The sequence below is a fragment of the Pseudomonas sp. TE3899 genome, assembly GCF_056279105.1.
In genome coordinates this window covers 123524-136954 of record NZ_JBWBQR010000001.1, presented here as the reverse complement: position 1 = coordinate 136954, position 13431 = coordinate 123524, and the positions used below count along the sequence as shown (strand labels likewise).

Here is a 13431-nt window from a genome sequence, read left to right as displayed (position 1 = left end):
GGCTGACAGAGGGTGGGGGGCTGCTTCGCAGCTCTACGGGGGCAAGCCCCCTCGCCACAAAAGCCTCGACTCACCTGAGGATCAACGCAAGGCTAAAAGCCCCTGCACCAACGGTCCCAGCTCCAGGCCATTCACGGCTTTGACCTTATCGATCATCGCCGCCGGCCAGCTCTCCATACCCAGGCAAGCGCCAAGCATGGCGCCGAGAATCGCCGCGATGGTGTCGGTGTCGCCACCGAGGCTCGCGGCCATGCACACGGCTTCGAAGGCATTCAATTCACCAATCGCCACCTGCTGGGCCAGGGCGAACGAGACCACCACCGATTCCTGCGACGCCACCGAAGTACCGATCACGTCATACAGCAAGTCCATCAGCAGCGCCTTGTCGCTGTCGATGCTGATGGTCCGCGCCCAGCTGATCCGCGAGGCGATGCGTCCGCCCGCGACCCAGTGACCATGACTTTCCGCTTGCTGGGCGATGTGCATGCCCAGGTTCAGCGCTTCGCCCAGGTCCATGCCATTGATGCCGGCCGAGACCACCGCCGCCACCGCCGCCGCGCTGGAGATGCCCAACGTGGTGTTGTGGGTAACCTGGCAGGCCTGCACCACGGCACGGATGAAACGCTCTGGATCAGCAACATCCGCCGCGATCCCGACCGGGGTGATGCGCATCGCCGCGCCGTTGGTGGTGCCGTAGCGCCCCGACTCTTCCGGCGAATGGCCGGCGAGGATCATCTCGATGGCACGTTTGGTCGAAGGGCCGAGCAAGTCCTGCGAGCCCTTGGCCTGCATCTCGGCTTCCCATTCGATCAACCGTTGGGCCAATACCGACGGCTCGATCCGGCCTTCGCCTTCGATCAGCAATTGGCCAACCAGGATCGCCTGTTCGGTGTCATCGGTGATCGAGCCTTTGGGCATGTTGGCGGCGATCGGTTGGTCGGGGCCGGCGTCTTGCAGGTCGGTGATGTCGCCGAAGCGCGCCTTGATCTGGGTACGGCTCAAGGATTGGGTCGGCATGCCCAGGGCATCGCCCAGGGCCAAACCGTAGAACGCGCCCAAGGCACGATTGAGCGCGGTCACTTTGACTCTCCAAATTGCAGGTGCAGACGGAAATGCACCGGGTCGAGCAAGCTTTCGACCTGCTCCATGAAGCGGCCCTGACGGTCGTACGTGGTGCGTAGGGCCTTGAGGAATACGGTGCCGGTCGGACGACCGAGCAGTTCGGCGTCTTCGGCGTTCAGCGGTTCGGCGCCGATCCATTGATCGCCGCGTTCGCCGATGTAGCCGTAGGCGGCCAGGGTGATGGTCAGCGAGTCATCGATCAGGCCCACTCGCGGCAGACTTTCCAAAGTGCCAGTGGCGGGAATCAATGAACGTTCGAGGGACACCAACGTGCCGTCATTGGCGCGGCGGCGACGGTCGAGGGTGATGAATTTGTCGGTGCCGAAACGCGGCATCAGGTCAGGACGACTGATCGGCTCCAGGCGCAGCACTTCGGTGTTGATCAGCGCCCCGCTGTCCGCCAGGGCCTGGGCCCAGCCGCTGCGCTGGTCGAGCACCACGCCGTCGAAGGTGACGATGGAGCCGACGCCACTTTGCGTCGCGATGTAGTTGCGCCTCTTCAGTTCGGCCAGGGCTTCACGCAGCGTGCCGCGGCTGACCTTGAATTCTTCAGCCAACTGATGCTCGCCCGGCAACAGAAAGCCGTCCTCCATGAGGCCGCTTTCAATGCGCCGGATGAGCTCGTCGACCACCCGTTGTTTCTTGTCAAATCGAACCTGTCTAATCATGTACAAAGAGATAACCGAAACAGGGTCGGGCGGGCAAGGGATATTTTTCGGGAGGTGACGGGAGGTGGCTAAGGCGATGCGCGGAATGGGCGGTGTCAGGTACAAAGCCTTCGCGGGCAAGCCTCGCTCCTACAGGTTAAATGTCAGTCGCAAAATTTGCGCACGACACACAACCCGTAGGAGCGAGGCTTGCCCGCGAAGGCGTCAGTCAGATCAACAAAAATCTCAGCGTTGTTTCAGACGGTCAATCACGACGGCCAACAACAGAATCGAACCCCGAATCACATACTGATAAAACGTATCGATGTTCTTCAGGTTCATCGCATTCTCGATGATCGCCAGAATCAACACCCCGGCAATCACGTGCCGGATCATGCCAATCCCGCCGCTCAGCGACACCCCGCCCAACACACACGCGGAAATCACCGTCAGCTCAAACCCCTGGCCAATCATCGGCTGGCCCGAGGTCATGCGCGACGCGAGGATCACCCCGGCCAACGCGCCGATCAAACCGTGCACGGCGAAGATGATGATCTTGGTCCGATCAACGTTTACGCCAGCCAGCAGCGCCGCTTCCTGGTTGCCGCCGATGGCCATGGTGTTGCGCCCATAGGTGGTGTAGTTCAGCAACCAGCCGAAAAACAGGAAGCAGACGATGGTGATCAGGATCGGCACCGGCACGCCGAACAACTGGCCGTTGCCGAAGACGAAGAACTGTTCCTGGGACACGCCCACCGCTTTGCCATTGGCAAAAATGTAGGCCAGGCCCCGCACGATTTGCATGGTCGCCAGCGTCGTGATCAAGGCATTGACCCGCAGCTTGGCGATCACAATCCCGTTGATCAACCCGACGATCAGCCCCATGAACAGCGCCGCCGCCACGCCGAGAAACACGCTGTCGGTGTCCCGCATCACCACCGCCGCGACCACGCCGGCGCAAGCAATCACCGAACCCACCGACAAGTCGAAATGCCCGGACGCCAGGCAATACAACATGGTGCACGCGGCAATCCCGGTGGTGGAAATCGCCAGGCCCAGCCCGCGCATGTTCAGCGGCGAGAGGAAGTTGTCGATCAGCAAGGTGCAGGCGACGAAGATGGCGATGGCCGCCAGCAGCATCACCCAGTCATCGAGGAAACGCCGCAGATCCAGAGGTTTGCGCGGGGTGGGCAGAGCGTTGTTTTGGATGGTCATCATAATTACCTCTCAGTTCGCCACGCCGTCAGCGCGTTGGCGCGGCAAAGCCAGTTGCAGCAGGTTGGATTCATTCGCTTCGTCGCGGGACAGTTCGCCGCGCATCGCGCCTTCGCACAGCACCAGGATGCGGTCGGAAATGCCCATGACTTCCATCAAGTCGCTGGACACCACAATCACCGCGATACCACTGGCGGCAAGGTTGTGGATGATCTGGTAGATCTCGGCCTTGGCGCCGATGTCGATGCCACGGGTCGGTTCGTCGAGCAGCAGGACTTTCATCGGCATCGACAGCCAGCGACCAAGAATTGCCTTCTGCTGATTGCCGCCGGACAGGTACATGATTTTCTGCGAGGCGCTCGGCGTCTTCACTTTCAGCGCCGCGATCTGCTTCTCGGCGTTGCCCTTTTCCCACAGGCCGCGCAACAGGCAACCAAAGGTGGAATGGGCGCCGCGCGCACTGATGTTGATGTTCTCGGCGACGCTGGAGAGCGGCATGATGCCCTCCTTCTTGCGGTCTTCGGGGCAGAGCAAAACGCCGGCGGAGATGGCATCGCGAGGGGAACGCAGTTTCAGCTCATGGCCACGCAATTCCAGGCGACCCGCCGTGTTGCGCGTCAAGCCGCTGAGCATGCGAAACAGTTCCGTGCGCCCTGCCCCGACCAGACCGAATAGCCCGAGAATCTCGCCCTTGTGCACCTCGAAGCTCACCGGCTCGCGCAGGCCCGGCCCGAGCAAACCGTCGACTTTCAGCGCCACCGCACCGCGCTGGCGCGGACGGTAATCGTAGATGTCCTGGATGTCGCGGCCGACCATGCACGTCACCAACTGGTCGTGGGTCAATTCGCTCATGTTCTCGAAGGTGCGCACGAAGCGGCCGTCCTTGAACACCGTCACCGCGTTGCAGATGCGGAACACTTCTTCCATGCGATGGGAGACGTAGAGCACCACTTTGCCTTCATCCCGCAGGCGACCGATGATCGCCATCAAGCGGTCGATCTCCCGCGCGGAAAGGCTGCTGGTGGGTTCATCAAAAGCGATCACATGCGCGCCACGGGACAAGGCCTTGGCGATTTCCACCAATTGCCGCTGGCCGAGGGACAGGCGCCCGACTTTCTCTTGCGGGTCGATTTCATCGGCCAGGCCCTTGAGGCAAGCCAAGGCTTGCTGGCGCAACGCACCGCGATTGATCAGGCCGAAACTGGCCGGCAGATGGCCGAGGAACAGGTTTTCCGCGACGGTCATTTCCGGGACCAGGTGCAGTTCCTGGTGAATCACCGCGACGCGGCTGGCGATGCTGTCGGCGGTGGACTTGAAGGCCATCGTCTGCTCGCCGATCTGCAGGTCGCCGCTGCTCGGGATATACGCGCCGCCGAGGATTTTCAGCAGCGTCGATTTGCCGGCGCCGTTCTCACCCATCAAGGCATGCACCTGCCCCGGATGCGCGACGAAGCTGATGCCGTCCAGCGCCTTCACCCCGGGAAAGGTCTTGCCGATCCCGTTGAAGCGCAAGCTGCCGCCGCTGTGTTCTTGTGTTTGTGTTTGCGCTTGCATAACCACCTCATCACACAGATCAGGCGGCCCCGTCGCCAGGGCCGCCGATGAAATCAACCGGCCTTCAGTTCCACAGGCCGATCTTTTCCAGTTCCTGCTTGAAGTTCTCGCGAGTGATCAGCGTCACGTCGTCCATGGCGGTGTATTTCGGCGGCTCTTTGCCGGTGGTGACCCACTCGTACATCATCGCCGCCGTGTTGTAGCCCTCGATGTGCGGGCTTGGCAGCATCGAGCCGAAGAAACCGCTGTTGGGCTTTTTCAGTTCGCCGATGGCGTCGGTGCCGTTGATGCCGATCCCGATCACGTTGGCGGCGGCAAACCCGGCGCTTTCGGTGGCGCGCACGCCGCCTAGCACGGTGTTGTCGTTCATGCCGCCGATGATCAGGTTTTTCGCGCCGCCGGGCAGTTTGACCAGCGCCGAGTTGGTGGCGTCCATGCTACCCGGGACGTCGAGGGTCTTCTGCGCGGTGAAGAGGATATGGTCCTTCGGCAGGCCAGCATCTTCCAGGGACTTGACCGAACCGTCGGTGCGTTTCTTGCCGGTGTCGAGTTCGTTGAAGGTGTTGATCACGGCGTAGGTTTCTTTCCAGTCCCAACCGCGCTTCTTCGCTTCGGTGGCCATGGCGCTGCCCTGTTTCTGGCCGACTTCAAACGCGGCCATGCCGAGGTACGGCACGTCTTCCATGAACTTGCCGTTGGCATCGACGAAACGGTCGTCGACTGCCATCACTTTCAAGTCGTTGAGCTTGGCTTTGGCCACGATGGCCGGGCCGAGACCGACGTCTGGCGGGCAGATCACAAAACCCTTGGCGCCGTTGGCCGCCAGGCTGTCGATGGCCGAGAGGGTTTTCTCGCCGTCAGGCACGGCGATCTTGATCAGGGTGAAGCCTTTGTCCTTGGCGGCTTTTTCCGCGAAGGCCCATTCGGTCTGGAACCAGGGCTCTTCGGCCTGCTTGACCAGAAAGCCGATTTTCACTTGCTCGGCCGCCAGCAGCGAACTGCTCAGGCTGACCGCCGTGACCGCCAAAGCGGCACAGCACAGGGAACGGATCCCGGGACGACGATTCATAAGCTGACTCCTTGTTATTTTTTTTGAGCGTTATTTGAAAGCCGGTACAGCGGTCAAAACGTGTAGCGAATAGTCATATCGTATGATGATTGGATTTCGCACGGAGTTCCGCGCCTGAAACCCTCTGCGCTCAGTCGTGGTACATGACCGAGCGACCACCATCGATGGTGATGCACGAGGCGTTAATGAACGGTGCTTCATCGCTGGCCAGGAAAACGGCCGTCATCGCCACTTCCATCGGCTGCCCGATGCGCCGTGGCGGATGCAAGTCAAAGGCGCGCTGACGTTCGGCCTGGGGGTCGGCAAAGCCGTTCCAGTAATCGACGTTCAGCTGGGTTTCGATGTAGCCCGGCGCGATGGCGTTGACCCGGATGCCCTTCGCCGCGTATTCGATGCCGAGGGCGCGAGTCAGGCCGAGCAAACCGTGCTTGGCCACCGGGTACGGGAAGCAGCCGGGAATGATGTGGCTGGAATGGGTCGAGGCAATGTTGATGATGCTGCCGATGCCCTGCTCGATCATCTGCGGCAACACCGCTTTGCAGCCAAACCACGCGCCGTCGAGGTCGATGGCGAAGCAGCGGCGCCAGTCTTCTTCGGTCATTTCCAGCGGGTCGCGGAACACATTGACCCCGGCGCAGTTGACTAACACATCGATACGGCCGTGGCGTTCGACGGCCAGTCTGGCCATGGCATGCAGGTCTTGCTGATCGGAAACGTCAGCCTTGATCGCTTGAACGTCGAAGCCTTGGTCCCGCCAGTGCACCGCGACGTTCTCGACTTTCTCACCCTGGATGTCACTGATGATCAGCTTCGCTTGCTGGGACGCGAAGGTCGCGACAATCGCCTCGCCAATGCCCTGGGCCGCGCCGGTCAGCAACACGACCTTGTTTTTCAGTCGTTCGCCCTTCGGCGGCTCGGGCACCGGCGGCAAGGAAAGAGGTTCAGCCATGAAGCTGGACTCCCTTTTCCAGGCACGACAAAAACCGGGCATCTGTCGATGTCCGGTCGAAAAACTGTTTGGAAAATCGCTGCATCACTTCACCTGTTTTGTTTTTTTAAGTGTGAGTGCGTGTAACTGATGGAGCCGACTATAAACCCGACCGCCAAATAATCTCAATATATAATTTTACATCCCATATTTTGGGATTTAGCCAGCAAACCTCGTACAGATTTTTCCGGGCACATCGACCCGAATCGATAGCACCGCACCGTCTAATGGATGATTGAGCGGGCTCGCAGCGCTGGTGATGTACAAGGTTTGCAGGTCTTCGCCGCCGAATACGCAACTGGTGGGACGGCTGACGGGCAGCTCGATCACCCGGTCAACCTGGCCTTCGGGACTCAAGCGGAGCAGGCAGTTGCCGTCCCATCGGGCGTTCCACAGATAGCCTTGTGCATCCATCGCCGAACCATCCGGGCCACCCCGCTCATGGGGACCGAACCAGACCCGGGCCGGATCGAGGCCGCCATCGGTGCGGATGAAATGTTGATAGAGCGTGCCGTCGAGGCTGTCGGCAAAGTACAGCCGAGTCGAGTCATCGCTCCACAGCAAGGTGTTGGGAATGCCCAGGCCCCGGAGCAGCGGCGTGACCCGGGCATCGCGGTCGATACGGAACAGGCCGCCGGAGCGACGCTCGATGGGCAGGTCTTCGCCGTTCTCGCCGATGTTGTTTTGCATGGTGCCGAGCCAGAGCTGGCCTTGGGCATCGCAGCGGGCTTCGTTGGGGCGATTGCCCGGTTGCGGGTCGGCGACGCAGAGCAGGGTCAGGCGCGGTTCCAGGCCCGGCGAGTCCAGGTCCAGGCGATAGACACCGCTGCTCAGGGTCACCAGCGCATCACCGCTCTCGCAGGGGATGAATGCAGAGACATGCTCGGGCATCTCCCAGATCTGCACGTTGGCGCCGATCAGCCGTAGCGCTTGCTTGCCGGCGATGTCGACCCAGTACAGCGCCTGGGTGGGGGCGTCCCAGAAGGGGCCTTCACCGAGTCGGGCGCGGTGTTGGGTAACGGCAGTCCACGTCATGAAACCTCCTTTCTTATGTTCTTCTAGGTAGGAGCGAGGCTTGCCCGCGAAGGCGATGGGTCTGTGACATCAGTGTTGAAAGTGATGACGCCTTCGCGGGCAAGCCTCGCTCCTACAGGATAGGTGTTGTCAGCTGGCTTTTTTGTCGGCCATGACTTGTGGGTAGAAACGTTTGATGGCCAGGTCCGCGTTGTCGATCAGGGTCATGCAGGCCCACACACCCCGCGCGGCATCCCGGGCGGCGATGGCGTCGGCCATGTCTTTGTGGATCGGCAATGTGCGGCGCAGTTCATCCGGATCGGCGGCGGACACTTCGAACGACACCGCCAGCAACGCGCCGAGGGCCGGGACCATTTGTTCGATGAATTGATTGTGGCTGGCGGCGAGGATGCACTCGTGGAAGAACTGGTCGGCGCGGTTGTAATCGATGCCGCTGTCCACTGCGCGCTCCAGCGCGTTGTAGGCCTGGAGGATCGCTTGCACCTGTTCGACGGTGGCGCGCTCACAGGCCCAGCGCACGGCCATGGGTTCGATGGTGCGGCGCAGGTCGAGCAAGTCGTCGACGAAGTTTTCCGGCAGGCCGCTGCGGGACAACCAGCCGACGACTTGCGGATCAAACAGGTTCCAGCGCTTGATCGGCAGCACCCGCGTCCCGACCTTCGGCCCGACTTCGAGCAAGCCCTTGGCGACCAGGGTCTTGATGGCTTCGCGAATCACCGTGCGACTGACCCCGAGCTGCTGGCCGAGGTCGGCTTCCACCTTGATGGTTTCGCCGGGCTTGACCTGGCCGGCGGCAATCCAGCCACCTAGCCAATCGACCGTCGACGCATGAAAACTGCTGGACATGAAAACCTCGAAGCAGGGACGGCAAAAAACCGTTCGCGATGGAGGCCCACGCTAATCATCATACGATTGGGTGTCAATTTGAATTTTGTGAGAAACACACAAAAACAATGTGGGAGCGGGCTTGCTCGCGAAAGCGTTGTGTCAGGTTATTTATAGGCTGACTGACACGACGCCTTCGCGAGCAAGCCCGCTCCCACATTTGGATTTGCTTAGGGCTCAAGCCCAATCGGGAAGAACTCACCACCACTCCACACGCCCAACCAGCGCTGGCCGTCGATTTCGCGGCTCACCGCCAGCTCGACCAATTGGTAGAACACGTTGCGATGGATCAGCGCTTCAAGGTTGGTCCGCACGTGCACGTAGGGCGCCGGTTCCTGGGTCACGGGATCAATCACCACGCGCATCGGGTGTTCGGCGCCTGCCTCGGCCGTCTCATCGACATTGGTGGTGAAGCGCAACACCTGAGCTTCGCCCTCGCCTTCGACGTCCACGGCAATCGCCACGAACGGAGCGTCGTCGACTTTGATGCCGACTTTCTCGACCGGGGTAATCAGGAAGTAGTCATCGCCGTCGCGGCGGATGATGGTCGAGAACAGCTTGACCATCGGCTTGCGCCCGATCGGCGTGCCCAGGTAATACCAGGTGCCGTCCCGGGCGATGCGCATGTCGATGTCGCCGCAGAAGTCGGGGTTCCACAGGTGGACCGGTGGCAAGCCTTTGGTCTTGGGGATTTGCCCCAGCAGGTCGTTGGCTTTTTGCGGGCCACTCATGGCGTTCTCCTTGGAATTACTGTTCGCCGAGCCCCAGCAGGCTACGCGCGTATTGCTCCAGCGGCGGGCCCAGCAGGTCTTCTGGCTTGGTGTCGTGGAACGTCAGTAAACCGCCACGACTCTTGATCCGTGCAGTATCGATCAGATACTGGGTGCTGGTCTCGATCAACATGATCTGAATCACGCCGCTGTCGATGCCGAGGCGATCCACGGCTTCCTGGTCGAGCCATTCATCCGAGTTGCCGATGCGGTCGTCAGCCTTGGCAAACCGCGTGTACAGCAAGTAATGCGCACCGGCGGCCCGGGCTTCGCCCATGGCGGCATCGAGCCCTTCCGGCGCACGGGCGCGGCGGACCATCGGGAAGTATTCGATAAAGCCGTCGAAGGCGGTTTCAGCCACCACGTTCGGGCGCGGATAAGCGCTGCCCGGCGGCGCGAAAGCACCTTGGGCGATGTAGATGAAGGAGTCCGGCTGGATACGGAAGTTGTTCACGCGCTGACTGTTGCTGTGATCCAGCAGCCCCGCGTCGCTCATGTGATAGCGAACACCTTCGCCCATGTCGCTGACATTCATGCAGCCACCAAGCGCCATAACGGCCAGCAGCAAAACCAGGCTACGCATCCTACCCTCCAGAAGCCGGTGACGGAAAACCGGCGAATGGGCGTTGGATGCAGCTTCCGCGCCAGTCCTTGGGTCTATCGATAATTCGAGTTTGGAAACACAGACTGTGGCGAGGGGGCTTGCCCCCATTCGGCTGCGCAGCCGTCGTGAAATCGGAGAATGCCGTTTTTACTGGCACAACGCAGGGGAATGTTTTGGGGCCGCTTCGCGACCCAACGGGGGCAAGCCCCCTCGCCACAAAGGCCCTGTCAGCCGCCGATAATCTTCATGATGGTCGCACCACCGGAGAACGCCACTTCCTGCTTGTCCCCCAGGGCTTTCACCAACAGCCGCTGCAACGCCGGCAACGCCTGATGACGCGGCTTGTCCAGCAAGTCGCCGACATAGTGGCGATTGCTCGACGACAGGCAACCATGCAGCCAACCGGTCGACGACAGCCGCAGCCGCGAACACGTCCGGCAGAACGGCACGCTTTCGTTGGCGATCACGCCAAAGTAGCCCTGCCCCGGAATTTCGTAGCGCACCGCCGTGGCATCCACCGGCGCGTCGGCTTGCAGGTATTCATGACGCTCGCCGATCAGGCTCAGCAACTGCTGAAGGCTGACGAACTGCTGCAAAAAGGCATTGTTGTCGCTGGCCAGGTGGCCCATGCGCATCAGCTCGATAAAACGCAGCTCATAGCCACGCTCCAGACAGTAATCGAGCAGCGGCATCACCTGGTCGAGGTTCTGCCCGCGTAACGGCACCATGTTGACCTTGATCTTCATCCCGGCCGCCGAGGCCTGGTCCATACCATCAAGCACAGTCGCCAGGTCGCCACCACGGGCAATGCTGCGAAACGCACTGGCGTCGAGGGTATCGAGGGAAACGTTGATGCGCCGGATGCCGGCATCCACCAGCAGCGGCAGTTTTTTCGCCAGCAGCTGACCATTGGTGGTCAGGCTGATGTCTTCAAGCCCCATCTGGCCGACGGCGCTCATGAAGGCTTCGAGTTTGGGACTGACCAGCGGCTCGCCACCGGTAATACGCAACCGCTCGATGCCGGCGGCTTCGATCAGATACGCCACACCGCGCGCCATGGCCTCAGCCGACAATTCATCCTGCGCAGCCACCAGCCGCTTGCCGTTAGGCACGCAGTAGGTACACGCGTAATTGCAGGCGGAGGTCAGGCTGATCCGCAAATTGCGAAAACGCCTGCCTTGACGGTCAACGATCATGGATCACTCCGGCGGAAGAAGTTTCGGGACCGCTAAAACTTGACTCACAAATCAAGTTTTAGCAAGTCCCAAGCCTGAGTATATTCCTGCGGTACGGCGCCATGTAGCGAAATAATGGCGCCATCAGGCAGCTGAATGGCTCAGCTGCTTGGGGTGTCGGTGTCGCGCTTGCGTTTGTTGCCCATGCGCACGCCGATGTCCATCAGGAACTGGAAGAAGCCTTCCTGATCTTCCAGCACATTGCTCCAGAACGGCGAGTGATACAGCGCCACAGCGCCATGCACCAGCGCCCAGGACGCGCAGTAGTGGAAGTACGGCGGCACGTCTTCGAGCTTGCCTTCGCTGATCCGACCCTTGATCAGCAGGGTCAGGCGTTCGAAGTTCGAGGCACGGATCTTGTGCAGTTCCTCGACCATCTCCGGCACCTGGTTGCCCTTGACCACCTTTTCTTCCAGGCGATCGAACAAGCGATAGCGCTGCGGGTCGCGCATGCGGAATTCGAAGTAGGCCCGGGACAGGGCTTCCTTGTCCTTGTCGACATCGGCCGAATGCAACAGCTCGTTCAAATCGCGCTCGTAATCGAGCATCAGACGCAGATAGATCTCGGCCTTGGATTTGAAGTGCTTGTAGATCGTGCCTTTGCCGATACCGACGGCATCAGCAATCATCTCGACGGTGACACTGTCTTCACCCAGTTCGAGGAACAGCTTGAGCGCGGTATCGAGAATTTCTTGCTCGCGGCGACGAAACTCACGGACCTTACGAGGTTCTTTATGCATAAGAAAAGGTCTGTAGGGGTCAAAATTCGAAGCCGCGTATTATGCCTAACTTGCGCCAAAATGCACGGATCATCCGACCATATCTGCGTTTCTTGATCATTTCACGCACGGTCCCCGGTTGATGAGAACTCTTCCGAAGCGCCCGTATTCCAAAATTGTTTAAAAACCGGGGCCGCTAAACTGGACTCGGCGCAATACTGATCAATACTTGAACTGTCGGCGGGGCATCTCCCCCAAGTGCCGCGTCGATATAGGTACCAACGGACCGCGTGCCTTTGTTTTACTCCTAATGGTCTTAACCCGGATTCACCCCCCAGAACCCGGGTTTTTTTTGCCTGCGATTCAGTGGGCATCGCCGCGCAGGAGCTGCCGAAGGCTGCGATCGTTACCGGCGTTACGCCGATGCCCTGACGTGCGCCAACGGAAACAACCGCTTGAAATTCTCGGTCGTCTGCTCGGCAAACCGCTCGTAGGATTCCCCGCGCAACATCGCCAGAAACTCTGCCACTTCCCGCACATATTGCGGCAGGTTCGGTTTGCCGCGATAAGGGATCGGTGCCAGGTACGGCGAGTCGGTTTCCACCAGCAAACGGTCGGCCGGCACTTTGCTCGCGACATCGCGTAACGCATCGGCATTGCGGAACGTGACAATCCCGGACAGGGAAATGTAATAACCCATGTCCAGCGCAGCCTTCGCCATGTCCCAGTCTTCGGTGAAGCAATGCAGCACGCCGGCCTGGGGCAACGCGGCTTCGCGCAACAGCGCCAGCGTATCAGTACGGGCACCACGGGTATGGATGATCACCGGTTTGCCGGTTTGTTGAGCAGCCTGCAGGTGCAGGCGGAAGGATGCCTGCTGCAATTCGGCGGCTTCCGGCTCGTAGTGGTAATCCAGGCCGGTTTCACCAATCGCCACCACCCGCGGGTGATTCAGCTCCTGCAACAGCCAATCCAGCGCGGGCGCGGCACCGGGTTGCACATCCAGCGGATGCACGCCGACCGAACAATCGACGTCGTCATAACGCTCGGCCAGGGCTTTGACATCAGCGGCGTTATCGACGCTGACGCCGATGCACAGAAAGTGCCCTACCCCGCGCTGCCGGGCCGCATCGAGTGCGGCATCCAGGGAGCCGTCATGGGCGGCGAGGTCGAGGCGATCAAGGTGGCAATGGGAATCTACGAGCATAAAAAGGGCTGCAACTTACATCGTATGAGTGGGACGGTCGGATTTCAGGGCTCCGGCCAGATGGGTTTCGATTCGACTGCGGGCGGTGTTGTCACCGTCGTTGAACTGCACGCCCACCCCGGCAGCCCGGTTGCCCTGAGCGCCTTTGGGGGTGATCCAGCTGACTTTGCCGGCGACCGGAATCTTCTCCGCTTCGTCCATCAGGTTCAGCAACATGAACACCTCATCGCCCAACTTGTAGCTTTTGTTGGTCGGGATGAACAGGCCACCGTTCTTGATAAACGGCATGTAGGCCGCGTACAGCACGGACTTGTCCTTGATGGTCAGGGACAAAATGCCGTTACGCGGTCCGGTATTGACGGGTTCATTCATGCTGACCTC

At 60.6% G+C, this 13431-nt stretch carries 14 protein-coding genes; all 14 read right to left on the bottom strand.

The annotated features are described in order from the left end of the window. Positions 1–81 precede the first annotated feature (81 nt). The 14 genes from ACZ89E_RS00675 to ACZ89E_RS00610 all read right to left on the bottom strand — a co-directional run bounded on the left by ACZ89E_RS00675 (position 82) and on the right by ACZ89E_RS00610 (position 13422). Positions 82–1080: an ADP-ribosylglycohydrolase family protein gene (locus tag ACZ89E_RS00675; protein WP_476254637.1), complete on the bottom strand. Its 999-nt coding sequence runs from the start codon at positions 1078–1080 to the stop codon at positions 82–84. Continuing rightward, positions 1077–1790 (bottom strand): GntR family transcriptional regulator, encoded by a 714-nt coding sequence (locus ACZ89E_RS00670; protein ID WP_149660010.1) that lies wholly within the window; start codon positions 1788–1790, stop codon positions 1077–1079. Before ACZ89E_RS00670 ends, ACZ89E_RS00675 begins: the two co-directional genes overlap by 4 nt. A gap of 225 nt (positions 1791–2015) precedes the next feature. Then, the gene (gene araH, locus ACZ89E_RS00665; protein WP_149660009.1) at positions 2016–2984 is read right to left on the bottom strand and encodes an L-arabinose ABC transporter permease AraH; all 969 of its coding nucleotides are present in this window, start codon (positions 2982–2984) and stop codon (positions 2016–2018) included. A gap of 12 nt (positions 2985–2996) precedes the next feature. Beyond that, positions 2997–4538, bottom strand: a complete 1542-nt coding sequence (gene araG, locus ACZ89E_RS00660; protein ID WP_476254636.1) for an L-arabinose ABC transporter ATP-binding protein AraG — start codon at positions 4536–4538, stop codon at positions 2997–2999. Between the two features lie 64 nt (positions 4539–4602). Then, a complete protein-coding gene (locus ACZ89E_RS00655) occupies positions 4603–5607 on the bottom strand; it encodes a substrate-binding domain-containing protein (RefSeq protein WP_149660007.1) in 1005 nt (334 codons plus the stop codon). A gap of 130 nt (positions 5608–5737) precedes the next feature. Further along, positions 5738–6556: an SDR family oxidoreductase gene (locus ACZ89E_RS00650; RefSeq protein ID WP_476254635.1), complete on the bottom strand. Its 819-nt coding sequence runs from the start codon at positions 6554–6556 to the stop codon at positions 5738–5740. 198 nt (positions 6557–6754) lie between these two features. After that, positions 6755–7630 carry an SMP-30/gluconolactonase/LRE family protein gene (locus tag ACZ89E_RS00645; RefSeq protein WP_149660005.1) on the bottom strand — a complete coding sequence of 292 codons (876 nt, stop codon included), beginning with the start codon at positions 7628–7630 and terminating at the stop codon, positions 6755–6757. Between the two features lie 129 nt (positions 7631–7759). Beyond that, the gene (locus ACZ89E_RS00640) at positions 7760–8476 is read right to left on the bottom strand and encodes a FadR/GntR family transcriptional regulator (RefSeq protein ID WP_149660004.1); all 717 of its coding nucleotides are present in this window, start codon (positions 8474–8476) and stop codon (positions 7760–7762) included. Between the two features lie 209 nt (positions 8477–8685). Continuing rightward, complete coding sequence (locus ACZ89E_RS00635) at positions 8686–9246, bottom strand: DUF1285 domain-containing protein (RefSeq protein WP_133838375.1); 561 nt, start codon at positions 9244–9246, stop codon at positions 8686–8688. Positions 9247–9262: 16 nt separating this feature from the next. Then, entirely contained in the window at positions 9263–9868 is a 606-nt protein-coding gene (locus tag ACZ89E_RS00630) for a DUF4823 domain-containing protein (RefSeq protein WP_149660002.1), read from the bottom strand. Positions 9869–10116: 248 nt separating this feature from the next. Next, the gene (locus ACZ89E_RS00625) at positions 10117–11085 is read right to left on the bottom strand and encodes a GTP 3',8-cyclase MoaA (protein ID WP_149660001.1); all 969 of its coding nucleotides are present in this window, start codon (positions 11083–11085) and stop codon (positions 10117–10119) included. 140 nt (positions 11086–11225) lie between these two features. Next, positions 11226–11864 (bottom strand): TetR/AcrR family transcriptional regulator, encoded by a 639-nt coding sequence (locus ACZ89E_RS00620; protein WP_133838378.1) that lies wholly within the window; start codon positions 11862–11864, stop codon positions 11226–11228. A gap of 394 nt (positions 11865–12258) precedes the next feature. Beyond that, positions 12259–13050, bottom strand: coding sequence for a TatD family hydrolase (locus ACZ89E_RS00615; RefSeq protein ID WP_476254634.1), 792 nt, complete (start codon positions 13048–13050; stop codon positions 12259–12261). Positions 13051–13065: 15 nt separating this feature from the next. Next, positions 13066–13422, bottom strand: coding sequence for a PilZ domain-containing protein (locus tag ACZ89E_RS00610; protein ID WP_133838380.1), 357 nt, complete (start codon positions 13420–13422; stop codon positions 13066–13068). Positions 13423–13431 lie beyond the last annotated feature (9 nt).

What these genes read in the sequence shown, in the direction of transcription:
- ACZ89E_RS00610 (WP_133838380.1), bottom strand. Translation starts at nt 13,422, where the DNA reads ATGAATGAACCCGTCAATACCGGACCGCGTAACGGCATTTTGTCCCTG.
- araG (WP_476254636.1), bottom strand. Translation starts at nt 4,538, where the DNA reads ATGCAAGCGCAAACACAAACACAAGAACACAGCGGCGGCAGCTTGCGC.
- ACZ89E_RS00615 (WP_476254634.1), bottom strand. Translation starts at nt 13,050, where the DNA reads ATGCTCGTAGATTCCCATTGCCACCTTGATCGCCTCGACCTCGCCGCC.
- ACZ89E_RS00640 (WP_149660004.1), bottom strand. Translation starts at nt 8,476, where the DNA reads ATGTCCAGCAGTTTTCATGCGTCGACGGTCGATTGGCTAGGTGGCTGG.
- araH (WP_149660009.1), bottom strand. Translation starts at nt 2,984, where the DNA reads ATGACCATCCAAAACAACGCTCTGCCCACCCCGCGCAAACCTCTGGAT.
- ACZ89E_RS00635 (WP_133838375.1), bottom strand. Translation starts at nt 9,246, where the DNA reads ATGAGTGGCCCGCAAAAAGCCAACGACCTGCTGGGGCAAATCCCCAAG.
- ACZ89E_RS00670 (WP_149660010.1), bottom strand. Translation starts at nt 1,790, where the DNA reads ATGATTAGACAGGTTCGATTTGACAAGAAACAACGGGTGGTCGACGAG.
- ACZ89E_RS00650 (WP_476254635.1), bottom strand. Translation starts at nt 6,556, where the DNA reads ATGGCTGAACCTCTTTCCTTGCCGCCGGTGCCCGAGCCGCCGAAGGGC.
- ACZ89E_RS00625 (WP_149660001.1), bottom strand. Translation starts at nt 11,085, where the DNA reads ATGATCGTTGACCGTCAAGGCAGGCGTTTTCGCAATTTGCGGATCAGC.
- ACZ89E_RS00645 (WP_149660005.1), bottom strand. Translation starts at nt 7,630, where the DNA reads ATGACGTGGACTGCCGTTACCCAACACCGCGCCCGACTCGGTGAAGGC.
- ACZ89E_RS00620 (WP_133838378.1), bottom strand. Translation starts at nt 11,864, where the DNA reads ATGCATAAAGAACCTCGTAAGGTCCGTGAGTTTCGTCGCCGCGAGCAA.
- ACZ89E_RS00630 (WP_149660002.1), bottom strand. Translation starts at nt 9,868, where the DNA reads ATGCGTAGCCTGGTTTTGCTGCTGGCCGTTATGGCGCTTGGTGGCTGC.
- ACZ89E_RS00655 (WP_149660007.1), bottom strand. Translation starts at nt 5,607, where the DNA reads ATGAATCGTCGTCCCGGGATCCGTTCCCTGTGCTGTGCCGCTTTGGCG.